Genomic DNA, 25,588 nt, shown 5'->3' on the forward strand with positions numbered 1-25,588 from the left:
TTTAAAAAAATTAAATTGCATTTAGAATTTATTTTATGAGACAGCATTCATTTATTTTAATCATTTTTTTATTTACTTGTTATCATTATAATGCTCAGAATATAAAATTTGAGCATTATAATGATGATAGTGGTTTGACTCATAATTCAGTTAGGCATATCGTTCAAGACAAAAATGGTTTTATGTGGTTTGGTACCTTTTCGGGTCTTAATCGTTTTGATGGTTATCATTTTGCAAATTATTTAAGTTCGACTCAAGAGAGAAATAGTATATACAGTAATGATATAACGGCTTTGGAGTTGGACGAGAAATCCAATAATCTTTGGATTGGAACAAGAATGGGGCTAACGCTATTAAAACTGGATACTCAAGAATTTACCACTTTTTTGCCAGAAAAAAATAATCCAAATAGTTTACCTGATGAAGAAATTCGTTCTGTTTACGTAGATAAATTTAATAGAATTTGGGTAGGCACTAAAAGTGCAGGCGTTTATTTGTTTTATAAAGAAGAAAATAAATTTGAAAAGGTTGACCTCCCAGGATTTAATTATGTCAAGGAAATTTTTGAAGACAGTCAAGGAAATATTTGGATAGGTAGTTATGAAACAGGTTCGGTTGCGAAGATTTCTTTAGATAACGCCGGGGATATTGTAGAATTAAGAACTTATACATTATCGATTCCAAATTCAAATAATATAAATCCCTATTTAAATTTCATATATGAAGATTTCAAGTCGGATATTTTTGTAGGTACTAGAGAAGGGCTTTATAAGCTGGATAAAGCTTCTAATACTTTTATAAATATATATGTTAAAGACGGTTTGCTTAGAGAAAAAATAGGGCCTTATTTTGTATCAATAGCACGTGCTCCTGACGGTAAATTCTGGATTGGAACTTTAGGGGGGCTTCTAGTATGTGATCAATTGGAAGATATTGAAAAGGGTAAATTTCAATGGTACTATTCCATATTAACAGATAATACATCTTTAGCTGATAACTTGATTTCTGTTCTCTATTTTGACGCTTCAGGGGTTTTGTGGATTGGTACGGAAGACGGATTGGATAAGTATGATCCTTATGAAAATCAATTTAATGTAAATAATGATATTGCTTTATATACCGGCGATCAAATTCCTAGGGTTAGAGGGTTTGCTAAAACTTATGATGAAAAAGTCATTGTAGCTACTTGGCATAATGGACTTTTTATTTCTAAAGGAAAGAGTTTTATTCCCTTATCTAATGTTAAGATGGATATTTCGTGCATTTATTCTGAAGATGGGAACATCTTTTATTGCGGTTTATGGAATGGGGACATATTAGTTTACGATTACATAAAAAATACATCAAAAGTCGTTGATCCAGGTTTTGCGAATTCATCTGTTTCTACATTTTTAAAATATAATGACAATACCTTGCTTGTGGGATCTTTTGGTGAGGGTGTAATTGTTTTAGATTCCAAAACGCTACTTCCAAAACGTTCTAGTGGCAGATTGTTGCCTAATTTTGAAATTAATACCATAAAGAAAGTTGATGATGATTTGTGGCTTGCGACTGAAGGAGGTTTGGTAAGACACAATTTTGTGACAAAAACCACGAAATTATTTAAGTATAATCCAGAAAAGAAGAATGGACTTCCGCAAGACAATTTGAGTGATATTTTAATTGATTCAAATAAAAATGTTTGGGCGGCAACACGAAATGGAATGGCTGTTTATGTGCCAGAAAACGATGAGTTTGAGCTTATTTCTGAACCGAAGGAATTACGTGGCAAATGGATTACGGATATGACTTTAGATACTAATGATAATTTATGGTTGAACATAAATAACAATAGCATCGCAAAATATAATCCAACGCTAAAAACAGCAAACGTTTATCATGTGATGAGCGGTAATAGATTAGATGTATTTAGCTCGAAAGGGTTTTATAATTTTAATAATTCACTGATTTATGTGGGTGGTAAATACGGTGTCATTTATTTTTCGCCAGATAATATAAAAGACAATACCTATTCGCCAAAACCAATGATTACCGAATTTAAAATACAGAATAGAGAAATATTTCCAGGCATGGATATTAATGGGCAAGTGCCACTTTTGAAGAATCTTAATTATACTAAAAAAGTAGCGTTAAGTTATGTAAATCGTAATTTTTCATTTCAGTTTTCAGCACCATCATTTACAAACGAAAGACTTAATAAATTTCAATACATGTTGGAGGGGTTTGATGAGACTTGGATAACGGCTAACAGCAATTCCAGGACTGTACAATATACAAATCTGTTTCCAGGCGATTATGTGTTTAAAGTAAAAGCAAGTAATAGTTACGGTTATTGGAGCGAGGTTGCTTCTTATCAAATAGAAATAACGCCTCCTTTTTGGTTAACCCCACAAGCATTTATTTTATTCGCAGTTGTGTTTGTTTTAATCTTCTATTTTATAAGAAGAGAGATCAAAAATCGAATTAAATTAAAACAAGAGTTACTCACAGAGAAGGTAAATAGGGAACGAGATGTTAAATTGAATAATGAAAAACTTAGGTTTTTCACAAATATTTCACATGAATTAAGAACCCCATTAACACTTATTCTAGGACCTGCTAAACAGTTAATGGAAGAAGGAAAAGAAACTGCTACTGATTATCAAAAAAGCAGATTTAATCTTATTCATCAAAACGCCAGTAGGTTGTTGACTTTAGTAAATCAAGTGCTGGATTTTAGAAAAGCACAGACAGGAGAGTTGAAGCTTAAAGTTTCAAAAACAAATATTGTAGATTATTCCAGAAACATTTTTGAATCGTTTAAAGAACTGGCTTACAATAAGAAAATTCAATTAAATTTTATTTCGGAAAATGAGAATATTGTGGGTTGGATAGACAATGACAAGTATGACAAAATCCTTTATAATCTTTTATCCAATGCCTTAAAGTTTACAAATAAATATGGTAATGTGGACTTGTTTATTAGGTTGAAAAATGGCAGTGAGGATTATTTAGTTATTGAAGTTATTGATGATGGTATCGGCATCCCATTAAAGAGTCAAGAAAAGATTTTTATGCGGTTTTATCAAGCCACTAATAGTAAAGAAAACAATACAGGCTCGGGTATTGGTTTGTCGTTGGTAAAATCATTAGTAGAACTTCATAAAGGAAAAATAAAAGTAAAGAGCGAGCCAAATAAAGGCAGTGAATTTATAGTTAGAATTCCTATAGCTCGTCATTTTTATAAAGACAAGGAAGTTTTTGAATATGATATTAAAGACATAAAAGAACCAATAACTCCAGTTTTACCGGCTAAGAAAATAATTCAAAGTACAGAGTTAAAGCAAAAAATATTAGTTATTGAAGACAATAATGAACTTAGAAAATATTTAGTTGACTATTTGTCTGATTATTATAAGGTTTACGATGCAGAAAATGGCGAAGAAGGGTTACGGATTTGTAGACAAATTAAACCTATTATTTGTGTAGCCGATATTATGATGCCAGTTATGAACGGACTTGATTTCTGTGAAGAATTAAAAAAAGACGAATTTATAAGCCACATTCCTGTTGTTTTATTAACGGCACTTTCTGAAAACGAAGATAAGGTAAAAGGGTATGGTATTGGAGCTGACGCCTATTTAGTAAAACCTTTTGATCCTTCCCTTTTAAAAACAGTCATTGAAAACATTATTAAGACACGATTGGAATTGAAAGCTAAATTTTCTGGCGAAGTAGAAAGTGAAATAGGGTTGCTTACCCATTCCCCAATAGATGAAGAGTTTATGAAAAAAGTGACTGCTTTAATAAACGATAATTTAAGTGAATTAGACTTGTCAACCGTCTATTTATGCAATGAATTGGGTATGAGCTCTTCAAAATTATACCGAAAAATTAAAGAACTAACAGATTTAGCTCCCAATGAGTTTATAAGAACCATACGTTTAAAAAAAGCGGCACAGTTTTTAAAAACAAAAAAGTATAACGTGTCTGAAGTAACAAGTTTAGTAGGCTTTAACGATCCCTTATATTTTAGCCGATGTTTTAAAAAGCAGTTTGGTTTTCCACCAAGCAAGTTGATTAATTAACTGGAGTTCGATTTAAAAGGTAATATCTGATATTTGAACCCTATTAGGGTTCAAAACCCTAACAGGGTTTGGGGTATATGTGAATTTATCCATGTTTTTGATGTATTAATCCATGCTTTTTTTTATTGAAAATTTTAGCTTCGTTTTATTAATTTTCAATACTTAATTTCATGAAAAATTCAATAGACTCAGAAAACCCGTTAAAGAATCTAGATGAGTGGGAAGATAACTTATTAGAAAGATATCCTGATCCAGACAAAATCACAACTGATAAAGAAAAAGAAGCATTTAGAAATTATGTGGATTCTGATAGACAGGAAACGGTTAAAGAGTTTTATAGAATAAATCACACCTATCAAACGTATGATTTTGTATGTAGTAAGGAAGAAGAATTTCTGAAATTTAATAAAAAGGAAATGTCTATTTGGGAAGCGGTTGATTTTTTAAACACGCTTGTAGATGATAGTGATCCAGATATTGATTTAGATCAAACACAACACCTATTACAAACTTCTGAAGCCATTAGAGCCGATGGTCATCCCGATTGGTTTGTACTTACTGGATTTTTACATGATCTTGGAAAAGTTTTATGTCTTTTTGGAGAACCACAATGGGCTGTTGTAGGTGATACTTTTCCCGTGGGTTGTGCCTATTCAGATAAAATTGTGTATCCAGAATTTTTTAAAGATAATCCGGATTATAACGATGAACGCTTCAACACTAAGTTTGGTATTTATTCTGAAAATTGCGGACTTGATAACGTGAAAATGAGTTGGGGACATGATGAATATCTATATCAAATAATGAAAGATTACTTACCTGAACCCGCTTTATACATGATTAGATTTCATTCTTTTTATTCACAGCATAGAGATAATGCTTATGCACATTTAATGAATGATAAAGATGTTGAAATGTTTGAGTGGGTAAAAAAGTTTAATCCTTATGATTTATATACAAAAACACCAGTTAAACCAGATGTTAATGCTTTGCTTCCGTATTATAAAGAATTAGTAGCTAAGTATTTGCCGGAAAAATTGAGGTTTTAAATTAAAAAGCTTCTATATTTTTTTGTTTTTATATGTTTAGATAAAATCATCTTTTATCTAAACATTGTATTATAAATCAAACCAACTAACTAACCATGTATACTGTTATTACTTTTGTTGCCTTTACGGCATTTGTTGCTTTCTATTCTTGGTATAAGCTAAGAAAGGAAAAGTTAAATTCACAAGATGGATATTTTCTTGGAGGAAGAAGTTTAACGGGCGTTGTTATTGCGGGATCCATGTTGCTAACTAATATTTCAACGGAACACCTTATAGGGATGAACGGGTCATCCTATAAAAATGGGTTTATTATTATTGCTTGGGAAGTAACATCTGCATTGGCCTTAGTAGCGGCCGCTATTTATTTTATCCCAAAATATCTAAAAATGGGACTTACTACAATTCCCCAGTATTTAGAAAAAAGATTTGATAACGCTACAAGAACTTTAGTGGCATTGTTTTTAATGATTTCGTTTATAGTAACCTTAATTCCCATAGTTCTTTATACAGGAGCCATAAATATTGAAAGTATCTTTAATATTTCAGAAGTTTTAGAAGTTTCCAAAGAGCAGGGATTATGGATTTCTGTCGTGTCCATAGGCATGTTAGGTTCAGTTTATGCCATTTTTGGAGGCTTAAAAGCCGTTGCCATATCAGATACAATTAATGGCTATGGCCTTTTGGTTGGTGGGGTAGCCATTCCTTTATTAGCTCTTATAAGTATTGGAGATGGCAATCCTTTAGAAGGTTTAAGTAAAGTATATAAACATAGCCCAGAGAAATTTAATGTTATAGGCGCTAAGGATTCCGTATTACCATTTGGTGTTCTTTTTACGGGATTGATTATTAATCAACTTTATTTCTGGAGTATGAATCAAACCATAATACAACGTGCATTTGGAGCCAAAAATTTAGTGGAGGCACAAAAAGGATTACTTTTTACGGGTGTTTTAAAAATATTAGTTCCAATCATTATCATTTTACCTGGCGTTATTGGCTATTATTATTTTGGAGATTCTTTATATGATAATCAAGATATGATTTATCCAGAATTAATCAAGAAAGTGTTGCCAGTTGGATTGGTTGGTATTTTTGCAGCTATTGTATTAGGGGCTGTTTTAAGCACTTTTAATAGTGTGCTTAATAGTGCTGCAACTATTTTTAGTATAGATATTTATAAAAGACATTTAGAAAAAACATGTAGCGATAAGAAATTGGTACGGATAGGTAAGTTGACCTCTACCGTTTTAGCCGTTTTCGCCATATTAGCAGCTCCTATGGTTGCTAATGCTCCAGATGGGTTGTATCAATTATTGCAACAATTAAATGGAATCTTTTTTATACCAATAGCTTCTATTATGCTAGCAGGTTTTTTTCTAAAAAGAATATCGGCTATGGGAGCTAAAGTGTCACTTTTTGTAGGACTTGCATTTTATATTTTAACAACATTTGTTTTTAAGGTTGACATTCATTTTGTGCATATATGGGGTATTGAGTTTTTATTGAATTTAGCGGTCATGTTTGGAGTTTCTCATTTTTACCCTGCAAATTCAGAATTTAATGAGGAAGATTTACATGTAGTAGATATGAAATCTTGGAAATATACGAAGCCAATGGCAATGTTACTTTGTGTTATTACTATTCTTATTTATGTGCTATTGGGAAATAATTAAATTATATAAAGTAAATGAAAGAAATGATTTCTAAAGCTTCTGCTCGCTTTTTATCTCTGGATGTGTTTAGAGGGTTAACCATCTGTTTAATGATTGTTGTAAATACACCGGGAACAGGAGCCAATTTATACCCTTATTTGGTGCATGCCAATTGGTTTGGTTTTACACTTGCCGATTTGGTATTTCCCTCATTTTTATTTGCAATGGGCAATGCCATGAGTTTTTCAATGGGAAAACTAAAATCTGCCCCACCAAGTTTTGTTTGGAAAAAAATATTAAAACGCACCTTTCTAATATTCTTGATTGGGTATTTAATGTATTGGTTTCCATTTTTTCAACAAGCTAACGACTCATGGGAACTAAAACCATTCAGTGAGACTCGTGTTATGGGCGTTTTACAACGTATTGCTTTATGTTACTTTTTTGCATCCATCATTTTTTACTATGTATCACAAAGAGTCGCTTTGATTTTGTCGGGGAGCATTCTGCTGGCTTATTGGGTGATTTTATACGTGTTTGGAGAGCCTGATGGCGTTTTGGATATGGCAACAAACGCTGTTACTAAATTGGATTTAAGCTTGTTAGGGGAAGGACATATTTATAAAAGAGATAGTATACCTTTTGATCCCGAAGGTGTTTTAAGTACGTTGCCAGCTATAGTAAATGTACTGGCTGGATATATGGCAGGGGTTTTTGTTCAAAAAAAGGGGAAGACGCATGAGGGGATTTCCAAATTACTTATAGTAGGATTTCTTCTGGCTTCATTGGCGCTTTGGTGGGATTTAGTATTTCCAATTTCAAAAAAACTTTGGACAAGCTCATTTGCCCTTTACACTATAGGATTGGATTTATCTATAATGGCTATTTTAATTTATGCCATCGAAATACAAAACGTAAAGTTTGGCGTTAAGTTTTTTGATGTTTTTGGCAAAAATCCGTTGTTTATTTATTTGTTTTCCGAGTTGTTCTATGTCTCTTTACGTCAAATTAAAACAAGCTCTGGGCTAGACCTATTTGAGTGGGTAAGCGAAACTATTTTTCAAAATGTATTTCCAGGATCTTTTGGGGCTTTAGTTACAGCATTAGTATTTATGCTATTATGTTGGTGGTTAGGGTGGTGGCTTGATAAGTATCGGATTTATATAAAAATATAGTTATAACCCGTTGGGTGAAATTAAGAAAATTTAATTTATAACGAATTTAAAGTCAATTTAGTACTCAAGTGTCAGTCTGAGCCTGTCGAAGACACTAGAAGATGCATTTCGACAAAGCCTGTGCTGAGCTTGTCGAAGTGCTCAATGTGACAATTTATATAAAAATTAGTATTGATAAAGAAATATACCCAATGGGTAATTACATCAAATTGATGGGTGTTTGGTTTTGGGTTGTCCCGTTGTAGAGTCCTTTTTAATTTTAGTGTTCATAATTAAAAATCTGTGAATTATGTAAATCTCTTTAAAAAGGGTATAACTAATTTACCAGCTTTCCAATTACCTTTGATACCGCTATTAATTAATTCCATTGACTTTGTTAGAAGAATTCAAGATGAATCATCTAACTTGGTAATAAAGGCAGACATGATGTCTGCTTTTATTTTTTGTTCTTTAATTACATATAATAGTATCTGTAATTGATATAATTCATTTATAGGAATATTTAATTCTTACACCTTCAGAGTATTTTAAAAATTTATTTGAAGTACTTAATAATAGATATAATAAAAAAGGTAGAATTACAGGCAGAGGCAAGAGTCTGGAGAAATAAACAAAGCACATACGCCATAGAAGAAAGCTCATAAAAACTAACCCTAAATGGGTTATATATTAAAATACCTGTAGATTATGTAAGTATTTAATTATATTATGTAATAATTTCGGGGTACTATTGCCCATCTTTACAGTATTAATAATACCATAATATTATCTTTAACTGAAGTAATAATAGTTGTGTACCATTAAAAAATGGTATAAAATATAAAATAAAACCCTCAATGGAATCAATTTTTTTAAAATATAGAATAATGAGATTTGTTTTAGTCGGTTTAACAATAGCAACCCTTATTTTATTATTTGTTGTTATTTTTAAGAACATTAAAATATAAAATTGTAGTATTACATCATGCTTACTTTTTATTCTGCAAAGTTGAAAAAAGATTTAGCTAACCAACCTGTAGATAGCTATTTTAGCTAATAATCAATAGCACGAGTATGTGCAATTGGTATACAATAATTATTAATAGTAAATAAAAAAGTAACACCATGAAATCAATTGGCAATGAATTAGAAAAAGCTACTCCTCATATTGTAGTAGAAATAATACAATATATACCAAATGCTGTAGTGAGTAAGACCATTATCAAAAAAGTTACAGGAAACATAACTGCATTGTCTTTTGATATTGGCGAAGAACTAGCCGAAAAAACGTCACCTTTTGACACTTACATACAAATTATAGATGGGACCGCCAATCTTACCATTAATAAGATTGAATATCAACTAAGTCTCGGGCAGGGTATTGTTATTCCCAGTAACCAAAGACATCACTTTACTGCCAACGAGCAATTTAAGATGATATCTACCGTCATAAAAAGCGGTTATGAAGGGTTTGATTAAATTCTTGTTTTTTAAATGTTTTTTTAAGTGTTTCGGTTTATAAGGATGTGTGTTATGTAACTATGGACTAAAGTTGTGTAACACACCTTACATAAAATAGTTGTATCTTACATAAACTAAATAATATAAATACATTCAATCAAAAACTTTCATATGAAATTATATATAAAGTATATGGTAAGTTTAAGATGCAAGCTTATGGTCAAGCATGAATTAGAAAGACTCGGGCTGCATCATATGAGTATTGAACTTGGTATGATTGAAATTGTAGAGACCATTGGCGAAGAACAAAAGGCGATACTTAAACACAATCTAGCGCTTTCTGGATTGGAACTGTTGGATGATAAAAAAAACATTCTTATTGATAAAATCAAGAATGTTATCATAGAAATGGTTCATTACACGGATGAGATACCCAAAGTCAACTATTCTGATTATATAAGTGAAAAGCTCGGCTATGATTATACCTATTTGTCCAACTTGTTTTCAGAGGTAAAAGGAATAACCATACAACATTTCATCATAAAACATAAAATAGAAAGGGCCAAGGAACTCATACTTTACGACCAATTAAATCTTTCGGAAATATCCTATAAGCTGCATTATAGCAGTGTAGCCCAATTATCCAATCAATTCAAAAAAGTAACGGGACATACTCCAACTTTCTATAAAAAGTTAGGGAAGAAACGAAGGGGTAACTTAGAAAACCTGTAACATATATAACATTTTGTTTTTTTTGTGTAAACTATAATATAGAATTTTTAGCAATCTTTGTGTAAGTGCGATTAAGTCATATGTAAATAGTATATTATTATGATAGTAACCACCAACAAAGAAATTAAGATACTGCCCAGTGAACAATATATCATTGTAGGTGATTGGGAAAAACAAGCCATTGCCTTAAAAGAAAAATATCCAAAACTTACCAGTGAAGATTTAAAATTTGAAGCAGGTAAAGAAACCGATTTATTTCAAAGATTAGTAAACAAGTTAAATAAAAACCTTAATGAAATTATTTATATTTTGAAAACTAATCAAAGAATGTGTTGTTAAGACAACTGTAATTGATTGAGCTTAGGCCGAAAAAAGAGCCGTTATTTTAAATAACGGCTCTTTTTTGTATTGTATCTCTAATCTAAAAATCTAAAAAGTCCTTTAAATTTAGTTTGTCAGGTTGAGCTTGTCGAAACCGATATTGATTACCAGTAAGTTAAAATATTTCGACAAAGCCTGTACTGAGCTTGTCGAAGTGCTCAATATGACATCCAACTAGACTTTTCAGACAGCCTCTTTTTTGTATTGTATCCCCAATCTAAAAATCTAAAAAATCTAACATTCTAAGAAGTCTAACACCCAGAACCCAAGAGGTTAGATAGTTAGATGGTTAGATTGTTAGAAAGTTAGAAAGATGCTTTTTTTTAACGACAAGACCCTACTTTACGATTCCCGATTCCCGATTTTGACCTCCCTGATTAGAATTGACCGATTCACCAGAACCCAACACCCAGAACCCAAGCCGCTATTCCCGATTCCCCTTTCACGATTTCTGAATAACGATTAACGATTAACGATTTCTGATTGACGATTTGGACCTTCCTGATTAGAATTGACCGATTCACTAAAACCCAACACCCAGAACCCAACACCCAGAACCCAAGCCGCTATTCCCGATTCCCCTTTCACGATTTCTGAATAACGATTAACGATTAACGATTTCTGATTAACGATTGACGATTGACGATTGACGATTGACGATTCACCTTTCACGATTTTTTTCACGTTTCACGATTTTGACCTCCCTGATTATAGTTAACCGATTCACCAAACCCAGAACCTTGACGCCCAGAACCTTGAACCCAACACCCAGCACGCTAACAAACAAACCCGTGACACATATTGACACAAATTGACACATATTGACACATATTGACACATATTGACACACCTGCCCAAAAATAGAGGGGTTTTGTTCGAGTTTTGTTCGGGGTTTGTTCAGCTACGGTTCGGGGGTCTATTTTTTGGATGGGGGTTTGCCTGAACAAAGGGAGAACGAAACCAAACTAAGACTGCTGTCATACCTACTTTACATTTTAAAATATTTTTTGTAGGTGGTTTTTTATTATATTCGTAAACATATTAACGATATAACTACAATGGTGTTGCTGTTTGTTGTGGTTATATGGGTGTTGGCGGTCATTTAAAACCGTGCATTCATTCAAAATTTCGGAGGTTAAATCATTATAATATTACTTTGAAATTTTTATCCGTAACAAGTAAAATAATACCAGCAATACAACAATACAAAGCTGTGTAAAAGTATTTATAATCATTATGTGCGAAATGAACCATTAATGCACCAATTGCGAATGGCAATAACCATAAAGTTGATATGTTTTTAACTTGATGCATCCAAAATCCAACAACTAAACCTATTACACCCAACAATTCGCCATAACCAATAAATAGTGTCCATATTTTCCCGAAACCAAAATTGCTCATATTTCCCATCATACTTTCCTTTTGAAAAACTTTGAAAAGACTTGCATAGCCAAATGCATAAATTAAATACCCATATGAAATCCAATGGGCTACTTGTACTAAAATTTTCATATCTAATATAATTTTGTCCAAAAGTAATAGTTATATTTACAAATTGAAAGTACATACAAAATTGTATGATACTAACAAAAAAGTAAGAAATGAGAAAAACAACGTCTACCAATACAATTAATAAGGAGCAATTAGAAGCAAATTGTGGAATTGCATATACAAACTCAATCTTAAGCGGTCGATGGAAACTTAGTATTTTAGCATTCTTATTGGATGAAAAAAAATTAAGGTATAGTGAATTAAGAAATAGATTATCCGGAATTTCGGAAAGAATGCTAATAGCAAAACTTAAAGAATTACAAGCCGACGACTTGATAAATCGGATTTCTCATCCCGAAGTTCCACCAAGAGTAGAATATGAACTTTCCGAAAAAGGTAAGTCATTAGAAAGTATTTTAACACAAATGGCTAAATGGGGAACGAAAAATGCAACTAAAAACAGAAATACATAAAAAACGAACCTCGCTTGCCCTTCATGTAGCGTCCCCTAGCGTTTTGTTCGGGTTTTGTTCAGCTACGGTTCGGGGGTCTATTTTTTGGATGGGGGTTTGCCTGAACAAAGGGTGAACGAAACTGAACCAAGGCTGCTGTCATACCTACTTTACATTTTTAAAATGTTTTTTGTAGGTGGTTTTTTATTATATTCGTAAACATATTAACGATATAACTACAATGGCGATGGTGTTTGTTGTGGTTATACGGGTGTTACCCACAATTTGAGAAAATGACTTACAGAATAACAAAATTTAACCCAAAAAAGAGAAATGAAGAAGGGCATTTTCTGGATAATTCCGAATGGACAGCGATTAGTGATATAGGAAAATCTGAATATAGAAATGTGGATTTTGAAGAATATGAAAAAACTGAAACGGCATATGCGGAATCTATAAAACTGATTCTTAACGAAAAAAATATAACAAGTCTAAAAATTGACTCATTAGAATTACGTGATACATTCGAAGATTTTGAAAACTATAGAAAAAATGGTCGATTAAAGAATCTTGATGTTGATTTTAATAATGAAATTGACATTTTGGAAAACGGAACTATTCTGAATTTAACTCAGATTCAAAAAATAGTTCGCTTAATTTTAAGAGAAACTATTTGGATGAACTTACTCGAATCTGAATTTAAAATAATTTTCGGATATGATTATTATATGTATGTTGAGTGTTCGGAATTAAAAAATTCAACCATAAATCGGATTGAAAAAATGGGGCTTTTTGTCGAGCCAAATATGGGACAAAGGACAATTATAGTAACTGACGAAAAAGGAAACGAAATATAAAAACTGTAGGTAACACGGGTAGCCGTTGCACAAGCCCGTAATTTTGCAAACCTATGATATAAAAACGCCAATTTTAAGGGCGTTTATTGTTTTTTATAGGTATTACAATGTAAATTCAAGATGACTATATGGACTTATAATGGCGTCTATAATAGACTTAAAACGATAAAATAGAGAACGTAGGCTTGCCGCTCCACTTTTACCGTGTTTTTCTATGAATTTCAGGTACTTTTTAAGGTTATAAGCAATAGCCGATAGCTGCATGCACTTATTGGCCTGCCCAATACCTATGGTATTGACTTTTCTAAGTCCCATAAACTGGGTGAGTGTTCCAAATACGGGTTCTACGGTGCTTTGTCGCTTGGCTTTCGTAGCGTCCCATAGCGTTTTGTTCGGGTTTTGTTCAGCTACGGTTCGGGGGTCTATTTTTTGGATGGGGGTTTGCCTGAACAATGGGCGAACATAGGTGGGAGCAAACTAAATAAACACTGTTTAAAAGAGTATGTTTTGAAAGTTTTTTAAACATTTATTTATATATTGCATGGGATAAGAATTTTCGTTGTTTTGGAAAAAGGGGAAATGGAGGGAGAAACTGATGAGAGCCAGATTTGTGGGTAGGAGCCATGGGTGTTAGGGTGTAAAGGGCAGGAGCGTATTAAAACAGGAATTCTTATAAAACCATAATTAAAAAAGTATACATTATTGCATATATAGGCGATATAACTACAATTGTATAGCTGTTGTTGTGGTTGTATGGGTGTTACCACACATTTGAGAGCAACATTGAGAAATTGGAAAAACATAGAATGGATTTTTGAAAAGGATGGAGCCTTAAGAGATATTTATGTCCAAAACGCAACCATTTCGGATTGGGAAAAAGTAGTTGATTTATTAAACTCTGAATACAAATTGACTTTTGGAATTTATGAAGATAATTTGACAGACAAAATCGACATCGGATACGTGAAAACAATGTTTGCGGACGAAACTGGTGAATTGGAAACTAAATCAGCAACTATCGATTTAAGTGGAATTGTTGTGAAATGCTTCTTCTTTCTAGAAAACCAAATCGAGTTTGACATAAATCCAACCGAAATTAAAACGGAATCGGAATTTATTAAGATTACGGATTTTATGAAATCCATAAGTTTGAAATTAGAAAAACAGATAACACTTTGTGGAGAGAATCAACCTGAACTTCCGCTAATAAAAATTGATACTAAAAACGGAATTGAAAAAGTATTGACTGAAAAAGAGGCTGAAAATTTATGGAAAAAGTCTGACCAAAATGTTAGCCGATTTACAAAATTAAAGTCTAATATAATTATGAAATACTTTCCAAAAATATTTGAAAAGAGAATTATGGAAAGTGGAAATGGAGAATATAAATCAACACCAAAAGAAAAAAACGTGTGGTAACACCGGTAGCCGTTGCACAAGCCCTTAATTTTCTAAAAACAAGATACAAATAAGCCCTTTTAAGGGCTTTTATTTTACCGTTTAAATTGCTTGCTCCCTAAAATTAAGAGGCTTAAAAAGACGTAAAATGTATTGTATGATAGCTTTAAAAGCAAAACGAACATAGGACAGGCTTGTGGCTCCACTTTTACTGTGTTTATCTATGAATTTCAGGTACTTTTTAAGGTTATAAGCAATAGCCGATAGCTGCATGCACTTATTGGCCTGCCTAATACCTATGGTATTTACTTTTCGAAGTCCCAGAAACTGGGTGAGTATCCCAAATACGGGTTCTACGGTGCTTTGGCGCTTGGCTTTCGTAGCGTCCCCTAGCGTTTTGTTCGGGTTTTGTTCAGCTATGGTTCGGGAATCTATTTTTTGGATGGGGGTTTGCCTGAACAAAGGGCGAACGAAACTAAACTAAGACGGCTGTCATACCTACTTTACATTTAAAAATGTTTTTTGTAGGTGGTTTTTTATTATATTCGTAAACATATTAACGATATAACTACAATGGCGATGGTGTTTGTTGTGGTTATATGGGTGTTGGCACACATTTGAGAAACTATGAGCAACAACGATAAATCAAAACCTATGAATTTTTGGCAAATCTTGGATAAGATTAAATATTTTGTGCTTGCTGCTTTGTTTATTATTATCATAATTATTTTATCAAAAGGTTATTCAATCGAAACATCATATTTCAAAATAGGAAAAGTTCCAGATACTTTATATTTAGAAAAGGAAATAAAAATCCCTTCAGATACAATATATAAAGAAAGAGTAGTAACTAAATATGTTGAAATTCCTAAAAAAGATAAATCTACTTCAGTCAAAAATTCAGAAACAGAAATACAAGTTAATAACCAACCAGCAAATATAAATACAGGTAATAATAGCGGAATTTTAGGTAATAATAACACTGTTAATGTTAATGAAAAACCATTGGTTTTAAATGATGTTGATAAACAACAGTTAATTACTTTTTTAGAACAAATAATTAAAAAAAACTCTCTAAAACCTGATGTTTGTATAGAAATATCTGGTTTAGGTAGTGATTCCCGTTCTTTCCAAATGGCAGGAATAATTTTAGACTTTCTAAAATCAAAAAAATATAATGCTGATGGAATTTCGCAAAAATGGTATAATAAACCAATGAAGGGGATCGAAATAATATATAAAGAAAAATGTATTGAAATTAATGTGTTCATTATTTAATATTTCTTTGATAAATTAACTCATCTAATATTGATGCAAGCAGAATTATTACATCAGCTCTGCGAAGTCTGTGACTTCGTAGCAATATTAAAGCTAAAGCAAGTATGCATAAGAAACTGTATTTTAGACTAAGTTTTTTTATTAAAAGCTTATTAAAAAGTAATATATTGCATGTGGAAAGAATATAGCTACAATTGAACTGCTGTTTGTTGTGGTTATACAATTGTTGGCAACAAGCTGAAAAAAAACCAAAATATAAAATATGTCTGCAATAGAATTTATAATGCAAGGAGGAATGGCTTCTATAGGTGGAGACTTATCCGAAGCTGAACAAAAAGAAAGTAATGAATTAGTAAAAAAGTTTGGAAATAAAGTAAGAGAAATTGGCAGACAACTTATGGTTCCTGCTAATCAGCTTTCAATTTTTCGTATGAATTTTTTATTTGTTGGTAAAGACCAGCAAAACTATCACTTTGCATTTGTAGACAAACCTGGTGGAAATTCTATCTCATATAGAGATTTAAGTAAATACGGAGTTATTCCAACTCAATCTCTTATATACCAGTTAAAAATTGAAATAGGCGAAGTTCATTGGATTTTTACTATTCCAGTTTTAACTGCAAAAACAATTACAGACGGACAAATAGAAGAATATTCAAAACAGTATGTTGAATCTGTTTTACAAGCATCAAAACAAACAGAACAAAAAGTGTCAGACCAAGCAATATCAGTACCAGAATTAGGAAAATATATAGAAGCTTTTAGAGATGATTATCCAACTACTCAAAAAACAGCATTTATTGTAATGCAGTTTGGAAATACAAAAGTTCACGATTCATTAGTAAAGGTTATTAAAGAAACTTTAAAAAAGCACAACATTATTGGTTTAAGAGCAGACGACAAAGAATATGCTGACGATTTATTTGCTAACATTAGAACATATATGCATTGTAGCGATTTTGGAATTTCAATTTTTGAAAGAGTCACAGAAGATAACTTTAATCCAAATGTATCTTTAGAAGTTGGTTATATGATGGGAGTTGGAAAACCTATTTGTTTATTAAAAGACAAAACCTTGACTAACCTTCACACTGATTTAGTTGGAAAATTATATAAACCATTCGACCCTCTTGATATTGAAGAAACATTGCCAAATCAGTTGGAAAAATGGCTGAAAGACAAAGGAATAATATAAAGCCAGTTGCCAACATCCAGCTCTGCGAAGTCTGTGACTTCGTAGCAATATTAAAACCAAACTATTGAAAATATTTTTTTTTGAAGTCCCTCTTTATAAGAAAATAACTATTCACGAAACCGAAGGTGAAACGACCATGACCAAAACTTTGTACACCCAAGGAAATGATTATAGGCGTTCCATGTGTCCTTTGAAAAACAGATAAATATAAACACATGAAAAGTTAGACGGAATTATTGATTTTTATTTATAATTCCCAACCTTATAAGTTGCCAAAAACACCTATAGCAGCGATTTTAAACTAAAGGAAACCATCACTTTGAGTGCGTCTATGCAGTTGTTTTATAAGGCTAAAAAAAAATCCCTTTAATATGCTCCTTGCAGCCGGATAACATATAAAAGGGAATTTTTTGAGATTTAAATTAGCAATTATTTTCTTCTGGTATGGTATTATTTATTGAGGAGTTTTTCTAAATACTCGATTTTGTCCTTTTCAGATTTTAAAAGACGTTCGTAGAGTTTTTTATTTTCTTCGTGCGCTTCTAATAGTTTATCGAGAGGGTTAAATGTGCAATGGTGATTTATTGTAGGTCCAGCATGGATTACGGAACCATCGTAATTATTCTGAATATTGTTAAATACAGCTTCATCACTATAATTTTCGATTGCTTCCTTTGTAACACCCAGCACCTTTGCAATCTGTTCCAGTTTGTCACCTTCAATGGTTTCAGATTGCTCAATTTTAGACACTGCTTGTTGGCTGATGCCCAGTCCTTCGGCAAGGGTTTCCTGTTTCATGCCTCTTAGCTCCCTGATACGGCTAATCTTTCTGCCTATGTGGTTTGGTTTTGTTGCTGTTTCCATGAACCAAATATAAGGTTTTTTATGAAATTTACCACACTTGTAAAAAACAAATTCGATTTGGTTTTATACAACCTATTTTGGTTCGGTACGTCTGGTTTATGCTCTTAATTTATGTAAAATAAATCAGTATGGAAACATCACCTTATTTTCGGTTAAAAACAAAAAGTCAAGAGGGGTTCATTATCATAATCTGTGAATTGTGTAAGTTTTTCCCATAAAAGTGTAACTTATTTCATGACCTCTTAATTAGGTTTGTATACTTTTTAGTTGGTTTAGGGTAAAGTCCAAATGGATTGCTCTCAATCTTTTTGGCTTTAAAAAAGCAGATTGTACAATCTGCTTTTTTTTTGTTTGTGTATTTTGAATTATTCGTGATATGTTTCGCTGTTCAATTCGTTTTCTTGATTTTCAAAGATATAGACGTATTAAGCTTCGTTTTATAATTTCCAACCTATGAATAAATGTGTTGGTTTATTAGTTTATACCTTTATTAGTTTCATAACGTTTAATTCTCCAGAATCATTTGTTATTTTCATTAAATAAATACCCTTGGATAAGTTCGAGACATCAAATGAAGTTCCTTTTAAAAATGGCCCTTTAAATTGTTTTACCTGTTTTCCGGTAAGGCTGTAAATAACAATATTGTTGCTGTTTTTATTGAGTGAAAAACTAGTGTTTGTTGGGTTTGGATACATTTTAATGCTTTCTGAAGTTCCTACATGGTTCGTGCTTAAGCTTTGTGTTTGGGAATATAATCGGTATTCACCGGGCTGTAAGCTTAATAAGGCTGTTGGGTTGGTAACGTTTAATGTGTTTCCAGAAAACGTGTCGTACCAGTTCCCTGTGGTAGGGAAGTTTGGATTTACGGATTGCGTAGTCACATCAAAATTTGCTACAATAACAACATCTAAATTCCCAACATTATCATTCAAGTTAATGCGTTTTACAAGACCGTTTAAACTAAAACTAAAATCATCGGTATTAAAAGTAGACGGAAATTGCTTTTTAAGCGCTATCATTTTTGCTGTTACGTTATGCAAATCCATTCGGTCTGTCTCAGTATCATAACCCAGTGTCCATGCAACAGGTTTTCTCTCTAGCCTACAGCTACCGTCGCTAATGTCGTTTGCACAATTAATACTTTTATCGTAACCAAGTTCTCCAAATTGCCAAAGCATTTTAGGACCGGGAACGCCATAAAAAATGACGGAGGCGGCTTCTTGTCGATCTAATGCTGTGCTTAAGGTTTTTACATTGTAGCCACCATTCGAGTTGCCATAGGCTAAATTTTTAACCATTAAACGTTCTTCGTCATGACTTTCCATATAACCAACAACATGTGGGTTGTTCCAGCCTCTGTTTTTATACGATAGCCAAGAAACATCGGCATCTGATGCATATCCCATGGTGTTTTGATTAAAACTATGGTTAAGATTCCCCCAAAGCATGATGCCATAATTAGCGAGTTCCGTTTCTTCAGAATTATCGGATAAATGCTCAAAAATAACATAAGCTTCATTTCCAGGGTCTTGATTCCATACATGGTCTGCATACGCTTTTAAATTTGCTATTCTATCGGCATCGTAGGCACTTGCCCAGTTGTTTGTCCCATAATAAAGGGTATTTGAAAGCCCTTTGGTAAAGTCAAAACGAAACCCATCAATCTTATATTCATCCATCCAAAACTTTAAAACATCATTAAAAAAGTCGACTGTATAAGTAGATTCATGGTTAAAATCATAGCCCCAATGTGCAGACGTATTATCAACTAAATTGTGGTTTTGATTATAATAAGGGCTATTTGCAGCAGGGCGGTTATTTACACTATCCCAATACATTTGTAATAAAGGTGATTGGCTGTATGAATGATTAAAAACAACATCTGTAATAACGGCTATCCCTCGGCTATGGCATGCATCAACAAATTGTTTTAAATCGTTGCTTGTTCCGTATGCTTTATCCAAAGCCATGTAAAATGAAGGGTTATATCCCCAGCTATCATTGCCTTCAAACTCATTAATAGGCATGAGTTCAATAGCTGTAACGCCTAAGTCTTGTAAATAATCCAGATGTGTTAAGGCTTCTTGATACGTATCACTTTCTGTAAAATCCCTTAATAACATTTCATAGATAATGATGTTTTCTTTGTTGGGTCTTGTAAACGAGGTGTTTTGCCAAGTATATGGTGTTTCATTAATTTTAAAAGTAGAAACTATGCCCGTTGTTTCACCTGTTGGGTACGCCATTAAATTAGGGTAGGTGGTTGTTGGTATGTATTGGTCATTATTAGGGTCAAGAACTTTTTTAGAGTAGGGGTCGGCTACTTTTAAATTGTAATCAATAACATATTGATAGGCATATTCTGTATCTGGGTTCAGTCCGTTTACCGTTAACCAAAAATAATCCCCATCTTTCTTCATCTGGTAAGTTTCATTGAGCATCCAGTCATTAAAACCTCCAACCAAGAATACATCGGTTTTAAAAGGGGCTTCTAGAACAAACGTTACAGTACCGTCGCCATTGTTGTTATAACCTTTTTTTAAACCTGTGGGCATGGTTTGGTTTTGGGTCGTTGTTTTTACATAAACCGAAATGGTTTCTTGTTTGGTTTCGTCGTTTTGAGATGCCAATGCATCAATAGTATAACTTCCTGTTGATGTAAACGTATATGAGGTTGAAATTGAAGTCGTGTTTGAAGCTGTTTGTATGGAAGTACTATTAACTTTCAATTCTAAATTGGCATTAATGCTGGATTCCGCACTAATGGTAATGTTGTCGTTTAAATTATAAACGGCACTGTTTATAGGGTTTGTTATAGTAACGTTTAGGCCTTCGGCATAGATAGGAATGAAAATATCGGGTCTGGATTGGGCATTTCCTGCACTGTTTCTAAACACAACGGCAATATGGGTAACAACCTCACCAACAGTTGTGCTGTAAAAAGTTGGAATATCGGGAGTTATGGTTAATTGATACGTATTTGTGCCGGTTCGGGTTAATTTTGGTTGTGTGGTATTATTTCCCCAACTTCCTATAACATGTTTCCAGTCTGAATTACTTGTTGAAGCTGTAGTTATGACTCCGGTATGTGCATAGACATCGCCTGTATAGCCTTCTAATTCGGTTCCCGTAGCATTAAATGTTATTGTAATTATTCCTGTAGAAGTTGGTATTGCAGGAGATGTGGTGTAAACCTGAGCGTTTAATAAAGGGGTGAAAAGTAAAAAAAGTATGGGTAGAATTTTTTTCATAACCTATAATATTTTGGAAAAAAAAGGCTGAAATACATCAGCCTCTTTTCTTTATTGTTAAAAAGTATTTAGTTTGCAATGATGACGTAACTGCCATCCAAATCGTTAAACCATACATCGTAACTGCCAGATGGTTCTGTAAACGGGAAGTTATTTCCGCTTCCAGCTAAAAGAGCTTTACCGTAGAGTTCTGTTGAGCCAGTATGTCGCCATACATCATTCCACATATCGTTGGCCCTTATTAGAAATTCCTCACCATTAGTAAAGTTAACAGCTAATGAATACCATAAATGAGGATTGTTTGGATCTTGAGTGAAGTTAATTTCATCACCATCACCCCAGCCACCAATAGCTTGTCCTATAAGGCCCATCGTTGTATAAGTAGCAGCAGCAGATGCATCATAAGGTGTTACTGTGTAACTGCCTGATTCGCCAACTGTTGTCATATTATAGGTGTAGTAGCCAGCAGAAGCAACATTAAATGTACCAGGGTCTGAACCACCACCAGGATTTACGGCTAGTGAGGAACCATCGTTTGTGCCCCATTGTGGTTGCCATTGTCCTTTGGTTTCTAATAATTTGAATGCGCCAGCCTTGAAGTAACCAGTAAATACATAAGCATTTGGAACATCTTGATTTCTGAACATGGGTGTGTTATTATTATTGTTATCCCAACCAGGTGTTGTAGCATCACCAACCATATATAAATTAGGGAAACTTGCGAGGTAAGGTGTTACAGAAATAGTTAGAACTTCAGAGACTCTTTCTAGAACATTGCCATTAGAATTCGTGTTTTTTGCGACAATTCTAATGTTCATGTTCCCTGAAATTTCTGGAGTCAATCCAATTCCAATGGCAACGGCATTTAAATCGGCATGGGTCGAAGATATTTTCGTATCGTTTTCAATTGTGCCTAAAGAAACTGGAACCGCAAAGTCTGTTCCTTCTAAGGCAGCTTCTACCGTATAGTTTATATCAACTCCAAGAGTAGAAGATAATGCAAGATCTGTCCATTCAACCGTAATAGCCGTTTCGTTTGAAGTACTTAAAGATAGTACGAAAGCGTCATTTGCTGACGGACTGGTTATTTCAGGTGCTTCAGTAGGGTAGGTAGTCACTAAATATTGTATCACGTTACTGTATATTCCACTTCCATTTACTCTTAAATAAATAGCAACATCTCTGTAGTTTGTAGCGCCAGCACTTCTTATAGCTGCATTTAAATCTTCAACATTTATTGTATAAGATTTAGCACTTACACTCCCTAAATTAACTGTGGTTGTTAGTTCGGGATCTAATGACATTTCAATATCATAAGAAGAACTCTCTGTTAAATCATCGTTCCAAGAGATTGTTATTGCTGCATTTGTTGGTGTTCCAAAATTTAAAAACACGTTACTAATGCCTGGTTCTTGTAATACCAATGCTGGATCTGGAGACGTAATCTCAATACTTTCTTGAGTTTCACAAGCTGTAAAAATAAAAGCAAGAGAGAGAAAAAGGACGCCTAATTTTTTTATATATAAATTCATGTCTATGTTCTTTTAATGATTATAAATTCAATGGAATTAGTATATAACGACCATCTAAATCGTTGAACCAAACTTCGTAATCGTCCTCTACAACAACTGGAATGTTTCCTCCATTTTCTGTAGCTTGACCAGAGAATGCCGTTGTTCCTGCCCAAACAGATCCTGTATTGGTTAGAAATTGTAAATCTCCGGGTATTAAACGAACACTATTTAAATACCAAATATGCCCGTTAAAACTTGACTGGTTCATGGCTGCCGTAGTTGCCGCAGTCCCTTGAATGCTCATGCTCGTAAAATTGGTTGCAGCTGAGGCATCATAAGGAACATTAGTATATGTTTTTGAAGAAAAGTTGATAGTAAACATATAGTATCCATCAGCAGGAACTCCAAAACGACCAGGATCACTACTTTGCGTGCCAGGGTTACCAGCAATCTCACCAGCTTCTTTAAGAACATCATCACCTTCATTATCGGTAACACCCCATTGTGGTTGCCATAAGCCTCTAGATTCTAATATTTTGAATCTACCATCATCAAAGCCACCGCCTCCTTTTGTAAAAAAGCCTGTGTAATGATATAAATTAGCATTTCCTTGATCCCTGAATAAAGGATGGTTGTTGCTATTATTATTCCAACCAGACGAGACGCCGTTTCCTACTAAATAAAAATCATTAAAGGGATAATTAAAATAGGGATAGACGCTAAAACTGATGCTGTTTGATGGTACTGGTAGTCCGTTTTGTGAACCAAGAGACGATGTTACTCTTGTATATAAAGTATTCCATGCAAATGGAGGTAAACCAATTGTTCCAGCTGCCGAATTTAATTCACTTACCGATAACGTCACTGTATTTTTTCCGTTTACGGTGGCTGCTTTTACTGGATTAGTAAACGATTCATCTGCAGAAATTTCAATACTGTAATTTACAGATGCTGGTTGTTCATAATCGGCTTCAGTCCAATTAAGCGTTAACGCTGCATTATTTGTGTTTACAGGATCTAGCTCTATGGTACTTATTGTTAAATCTGCCAAAGTAATTGGGGCCGTAACTGCTACTTCAAAAGTATCTGTGGTGTCCTCGCATGAATTAAGCAGCGAAAACATAAATACCACAAATGCTAAAATTGATATGTTTTTTAAATTTTTCATTTTAATTCATTTTTTATTAATACCCAGGATTTTGGGTAAGATTAGGATTAGCACCAATACTCGCCGTTGGTATAGGATATATATTGAAATATGAAGGAATCGAAATACCATTACTGCCATTTCCTTTCCATGCCCAATTGTAATTCCCACCAGTAAATCGTTCAAATCGAATTAAATCTTGTCTTCTGTGTGCTTCCCAGTGAAGTTCTCTTGCTCTTTCGTCCAAAATAAAATCTAAGGTTAATTCTCCAGATGTTATAGTGTTTGAGTTATTCGCTCTTGTTCTCAACGCATTTATATAACCTACAGCAGTAGTTAAGTTTCCGCCTCCACCTCTTAAATGAGCTTCGGCGTACATTAAATACACATCGGCCAATCTGAATAATGGAAAATCTGTGTCCACAAATGTTTTGTCGGCACCAAAGCTTCCTGTAGATGTTGCATTAGAATATTTTTGAATAATATATCCAGTATCTTTATCAGAAATATCAATAATATCAATAGGTCTGTTTTCAGAAATGATAGTATTGCGATCATCATTTGCAAAACTCGATCCAAACAAATCTGCAAACTGCTTTCTTACTCTAAGAGCGCCTCCCCAGCCAGCAGCACCAACACCAACTTCTTCACCATTAACCTCAAGACTTCCTACAGATCCATTAATCATCACGGTTGTAGGACCATAATTCTGTGTAGAAACGCCATCTGATATAATGGGGAAAATAATTTCATTGGTAGCTGAATTTGTATTATTATCTGCCATAAAGTTGTGAAGATAATTTGTTGCTAATGAATAGCCACCATCAATTATTTTTTCGCAGTAAGTAATACAATCACTGTATCTGTTTTCTCCTATATAAACTTCAGCGTTCAAGTAAATTTTTGCTAAAATCATATAAGCAACACCTTTATCTGCTCTTCCATATTCATTTTGTCTAGGTGCCATCAAGTCTGTGTCAATAGCTTTTAGTTCACTTTCTATAAAAGCGAATAATTCGTCTCTGTCTGCTGCTGCAGGCTGTGAATTAATGGCATCATCTTCGGTAGCAAAATTTGCTTTTCCAAAAATATCCATCATATAATAATATGCCATGGCTCTCATCAATCGCGCTTCGGCTCTATAAGCTGCTATGTTACTTCTTACAGATGTTGACACGTTTCTTTCATCTAATTTGGCATCTGTAGTTTCTCTTAAAAAGTTATTTGCTAAAGCAATTGATAAATGAGCTCTACTGAACATTCCCAATAGTAAAGGGTTTTGTGCTGTCCATAGGTTTCTTTGAATTTCCCTGGTACCAGGGTCATTTTCATAAGACCAAATCATTTGGTCTGCAGATAATGTTTGGACGTATAAAAGCACACGTCCAAATTGACTAGTACCTGCATCAATATTTTTAAGGTTGGAGCTTCCAGCGCCATCCGTTCCTGTTAAGGCTAAATTGGCATAAATACCTGCTAAAACCTGTTTGTAAGCAGCTTCATCTTTAAAAAGCTCATCACTTAATATGGTCTGATCGTCATTGGGTATGATGTTCAAGTCATCGGTACAAGAGGTAATCGTAGCAAGGAAAAGGCTTAAAACCCCAATTGTTTTGTATATTTTAAATCTTGTTTTCATCGT

22 protein-coding genes are annotated in these 25,588 nt (G+C 33.4%); 13 read left to right on the plus strand and 9 right to left on the minus strand.

Going from position 1 to position 25,588, the window contains the following annotated elements:
- The first annotated feature begins 35 nt into the window (after window positions 1-35).
- The 7 genes from ACGLWY_RS14085 (at window position 36) to ACGLWY_RS14115 (ending at window position 10,454) form a co-directional block, all read left to right on the plus strand.
- Complete coding sequence (locus ACGLWY_RS14085; RefSeq protein ID WP_396620310.1) at window positions 36-4,067, plus strand: two-component regulator propeller domain-containing protein; 4,032 nt, start codon at window positions 36-38, stop codon at window positions 4,065-4,067.
- Window positions 4,068-4,237: 170 nt separating this feature from the next.
- Window positions 4,238-5,116 carry an inositol oxygenase family protein gene (locus ACGLWY_RS14090; protein ID WP_396620311.1) on the plus strand — a complete coding sequence of 293 codons (879 nt, stop codon included), beginning with the start codon at window positions 4,238-4,240 and terminating at the stop codon, window positions 5,114-5,116.
- 95 nt (window positions 5,117-5,211) lie between these two features.
- On the plus strand, window positions 5,212-6,789 hold the full coding sequence (locus ACGLWY_RS14095; protein ID WP_396620312.1) for a solute:sodium symporter family transporter: 1,578 nt from the start codon (window positions 5,212-5,214) through the stop codon (window positions 6,787-6,789).
- A gap of 14 nt (window positions 6,790-6,803) precedes the next feature.
- The gene (locus tag ACGLWY_RS14100; protein WP_396620313.1) at window positions 6,804-7,943 is read left to right on the plus strand and encodes an acyltransferase family protein; all 1,140 of its coding nucleotides are present in this window, start codon (window positions 6,804-6,806) and stop codon (window positions 7,941-7,943) included.
- Window positions 7,944-9,047: 1,104 nt separating this feature from the next.
- The gene (locus tag ACGLWY_RS14105) at window positions 9,048-9,401 is read left to right on the plus strand and encodes a cupin domain-containing protein (RefSeq protein WP_396620314.1); all 354 of its coding nucleotides are present in this window, start codon (window positions 9,048-9,050) and stop codon (window positions 9,399-9,401) included.
- 153 nt (window positions 9,402-9,554) lie between these two features.
- The gene (locus ACGLWY_RS14110) at window positions 9,555-10,115 is read left to right on the plus strand and encodes a helix-turn-helix domain-containing protein (protein ID WP_396620315.1); all 561 of its coding nucleotides are present in this window, start codon (window positions 9,555-9,557) and stop codon (window positions 10,113-10,115) included.
- A gap of 99 nt (window positions 10,116-10,214) precedes the next feature.
- Entirely contained in the window at window positions 10,215-10,454 is a 240-nt protein-coding gene (locus ACGLWY_RS14115) for a hypothetical protein (RefSeq protein WP_396620316.1), read from the plus strand.
- Window positions 10,455-10,958: 504 nt separating this feature from the next.
- On the opposite strand, the gene ACGLWY_RS14120 is transcribed toward ACGLWY_RS14115, so the two are convergent.
- Both ACGLWY_RS14120 and ACGLWY_RS14125 read right to left on the minus strand, forming a co-directional pair.
- Window positions 10,959-11,180 carry a hypothetical protein gene (locus ACGLWY_RS14120; protein WP_396620317.1) on the minus strand — a complete coding sequence of 74 codons (222 nt, stop codon included), beginning with the start codon at window positions 11,178-11,180 and terminating at the stop codon, window positions 10,959-10,961.
- A 459-nt stretch (window positions 11,181-11,639) separates the two neighbouring features.
- Window positions 11,640-12,011, minus strand: a complete 372-nt coding sequence (locus ACGLWY_RS14125; RefSeq protein ID WP_091604868.1) for a DoxX family protein — start codon at window positions 12,009-12,011, stop codon at window positions 11,640-11,642.
- An 89-nt stretch (window positions 12,012-12,100) separates the two neighbouring features.
- On the opposite strand from ACGLWY_RS14125, the gene ACGLWY_RS14130 reads away from it, so the two are divergent.
- Window positions 12,101-12,463, plus strand: a complete 363-nt coding sequence (locus tag ACGLWY_RS14130; protein ID WP_396620318.1) for a winged helix-turn-helix transcriptional regulator — start codon at window positions 12,101-12,103, stop codon at window positions 12,461-12,463.
- Window positions 12,464-12,735: 272 nt separating this feature from the next.
- Complete coding sequence (locus ACGLWY_RS14135; RefSeq protein ID WP_396620319.1) at window positions 12,736-13,299, plus strand: hypothetical protein; 564 nt, start codon at window positions 12,736-12,738, stop codon at window positions 13,297-13,299.
- Window positions 13,300-13,401: 102 nt separating this feature from the next.
- Here the strand turns inward: ACGLWY_RS14135 and ACGLWY_RS14140 are convergent, their stop codons facing one another.
- Window positions 13,402-13,752: a transposase gene (locus ACGLWY_RS14140; RefSeq protein WP_396620320.1), complete on the minus strand. Its 351-nt coding sequence runs from the start codon at window positions 13,750-13,752 to the stop codon at window positions 13,402-13,404.
- A 300-nt stretch (window positions 13,753-14,052) separates the two neighbouring features.
- Here ACGLWY_RS14140 and ACGLWY_RS14145 point away from each other — a divergent pair, with 300 nt between their 5' ends.
- Window positions 14,053-14,718, plus strand: coding sequence for a hypothetical protein (locus ACGLWY_RS14145; protein ID WP_396620321.1), 666 nt, complete (start codon window positions 14,053-14,055; stop codon window positions 14,716-14,718).
- An 81-nt stretch (window positions 14,719-14,799) separates the two neighbouring features.
- On the opposite strand, the gene ACGLWY_RS14150 is transcribed toward ACGLWY_RS14145, so the two are convergent.
- On the minus strand, window positions 14,800-15,159 hold the full coding sequence (locus ACGLWY_RS14150; protein WP_396620322.1) for a transposase: 360 nt from the start codon (window positions 15,157-15,159) through the stop codon (window positions 14,800-14,802).
- Window positions 15,160-15,324: 165 nt separating this feature from the next.
- On the opposite strand from ACGLWY_RS14150, the gene ACGLWY_RS14155 reads away from it, so the two are divergent.
- The 3 genes from ACGLWY_RS14155 to ACGLWY_RS14165 all read left to right on the plus strand — a co-directional run bounded on the left by ACGLWY_RS14155 (window position 15,325) and on the right by ACGLWY_RS14165 (window position 17,375).
- Window positions 15,325-15,975, plus strand: a complete 651-nt coding sequence (locus ACGLWY_RS14155) for a hypothetical protein (protein ID WP_396620323.1) — start codon at window positions 15,325-15,327, stop codon at window positions 15,973-15,975.
- 262 nt (window positions 15,976-16,237) lie between these two features.
- Window positions 16,238-17,170, plus strand: coding sequence for a hypothetical protein (locus ACGLWY_RS14160; protein WP_396620324.1), 933 nt, complete (start codon window positions 16,238-16,240; stop codon window positions 17,168-17,170).
- 64 nt (window positions 17,171-17,234) lie between these two features.
- Complete coding sequence (locus ACGLWY_RS14165; protein WP_396620325.1) at window positions 17,235-17,375, plus strand: hypothetical protein; 141 nt, start codon at window positions 17,235-17,237, stop codon at window positions 17,373-17,375.
- 245 nt (window positions 17,376-17,620) lie between these two features.
- On the opposite strand, the gene ACGLWY_RS14170 is transcribed toward ACGLWY_RS14165, so the two are convergent.
- The 5 genes from ACGLWY_RS14170 to ACGLWY_RS14190 all read right to left on the minus strand — a co-directional run bounded on the left by ACGLWY_RS14170 (window position 17,621) and on the right by ACGLWY_RS14190 (window position 25,585).
- On the minus strand, window positions 17,621-18,034 hold the full coding sequence (locus ACGLWY_RS14170) for a helix-turn-helix domain-containing protein (RefSeq protein ID WP_396620326.1): 414 nt from the start codon (window positions 18,032-18,034) through the stop codon (window positions 17,621-17,623).
- A 479-nt stretch (window positions 18,035-18,513) separates the two neighbouring features.
- Window positions 18,514-21,285, minus strand: coding sequence for an alpha-amylase family glycosyl hydrolase (locus ACGLWY_RS14175; protein WP_396620327.1), 2,772 nt, complete (start codon window positions 21,283-21,285; stop codon window positions 18,514-18,516).
- Between the two features lie 68 nt (window positions 21,286-21,353).
- Window positions 21,354-22,817: a SusE domain-containing protein gene (locus ACGLWY_RS14180; protein WP_396620328.1), complete on the minus strand. Its 1,464-nt coding sequence runs from the start codon at window positions 22,815-22,817 to the stop codon at window positions 21,354-21,356.
- 19 nt (window positions 22,818-22,836) lie between these two features.
- Window positions 22,837-23,967, minus strand: a complete 1,131-nt coding sequence (locus tag ACGLWY_RS14185; protein WP_396620329.1) for a SusE domain-containing protein — start codon at window positions 23,965-23,967, stop codon at window positions 22,837-22,839.
- Between the two features lie 16 nt (window positions 23,968-23,983).
- Window positions 23,984-25,585, minus strand: a complete 1,602-nt coding sequence (locus tag ACGLWY_RS14190; RefSeq protein WP_396620330.1) for a RagB/SusD family nutrient uptake outer membrane protein — start codon at window positions 25,583-25,585, stop codon at window positions 23,984-23,986.
- Window positions 25,586-25,588 lie beyond the last annotated feature (3 nt).

Origin of the sequence: Mariniflexile sp. HMF6888 (assembly GCF_044335535.1) — a bacterium.
Taxonomy (GTDB): domain Bacteria; phylum Bacteroidota; class Bacteroidia; order Flavobacteriales; family Flavobacteriaceae; genus Mariniflexile.

Excerpts from the sequence above, each read along its gene's own strand:
- ACGLWY_RS14190 (WP_396620330.1), bottom strand. The coding sequence starts at position 25,585 with ATGAAAACAAGATTTAAAATATACAAAACAATTGGGGTTTTAAGCCTT.
- ACGLWY_RS14105 (WP_396620314.1), top strand. The coding sequence starts at position 9,048 with ATGAAATCAATTGGCAATGAATTAGAAAAAGCTACTCCTCATATTGTA.
- ACGLWY_RS14085 (WP_396620310.1), top strand. The coding sequence starts at position 36 with ATGAGACAGCATTCATTTATTTTAATCATTTTTTTATTTACTTGTTAT.
- ACGLWY_RS14095 (WP_396620312.1), top strand. The coding sequence starts at position 5,212 with ATGTATACTGTTATTACTTTTGTTGCCTTTACGGCATTTGTTGCTTTC.
- ACGLWY_RS14175 (WP_396620327.1), bottom strand. The coding sequence starts at position 21,285 with ATGAAAAAAATTCTACCCATACTTTTTTTACTTTTCACCCCTTTATTA.
- ACGLWY_RS14110 (WP_396620315.1), top strand. The coding sequence starts at position 9,555 with ATGAAATTATATATAAAGTATATGGTAAGTTTAAGATGCAAGCTTATG.
- ACGLWY_RS14180 (WP_396620328.1), bottom strand. The coding sequence starts at position 22,817 with ATGAATTTATATATAAAAAAATTAGGCGTCCTTTTTCTCTCTCTTGCT.
- ACGLWY_RS14130 (WP_396620318.1), top strand. The coding sequence starts at position 12,101 with ATGAGAAAAACAACGTCTACCAATACAATTAATAAGGAGCAATTAGAA.
- ACGLWY_RS14185 (WP_396620329.1), bottom strand. The coding sequence starts at position 23,967 with ATGAAAAATTTAAAAAACATATCAATTTTAGCATTTGTGGTATTTATG.
- ACGLWY_RS14115 (WP_396620316.1), top strand. The coding sequence starts at position 10,215 with ATGATAGTAACCACCAACAAAGAAATTAAGATACTGCCCAGTGAACAA.
- ACGLWY_RS14100 (WP_396620313.1), top strand. The coding sequence starts at position 6,804 with ATGAAAGAAATGATTTCTAAAGCTTCTGCTCGCTTTTTATCTCTGGAT.
- ACGLWY_RS14145 (WP_396620321.1), top strand. The coding sequence starts at position 14,053 with ATGGGTGTTACCACACATTTGAGAGCAACATTGAGAAATTGGAAAAAC.
- ACGLWY_RS14170 (WP_396620326.1), bottom strand. The coding sequence starts at position 18,034 with ATGGAAACAGCAACAAAACCAAACCACATAGGCAGAAAGATTAGCCGT.
- ACGLWY_RS14160 (WP_396620324.1), top strand. The coding sequence starts at position 16,238 with ATGTCTGCAATAGAATTTATAATGCAAGGAGGAATGGCTTCTATAGGT.
- ACGLWY_RS14090 (WP_396620311.1), top strand. The coding sequence starts at position 4,238 with ATGAAAAATTCAATAGACTCAGAAAACCCGTTAAAGAATCTAGATGAG.
- ACGLWY_RS14135 (WP_396620319.1), top strand. The coding sequence starts at position 12,736 with ATGACTTACAGAATAACAAAATTTAACCCAAAAAAGAGAAATGAAGAA.
- ACGLWY_RS14125 (WP_091604868.1), bottom strand. The coding sequence starts at position 12,011 with ATGAAAATTTTAGTACAAGTAGCCCATTGGATTTCATATGGGTATTTA.
- ACGLWY_RS14155 (WP_396620323.1), top strand. The coding sequence starts at position 15,325 with ATGAGCAACAACGATAAATCAAAACCTATGAATTTTTGGCAAATCTTG.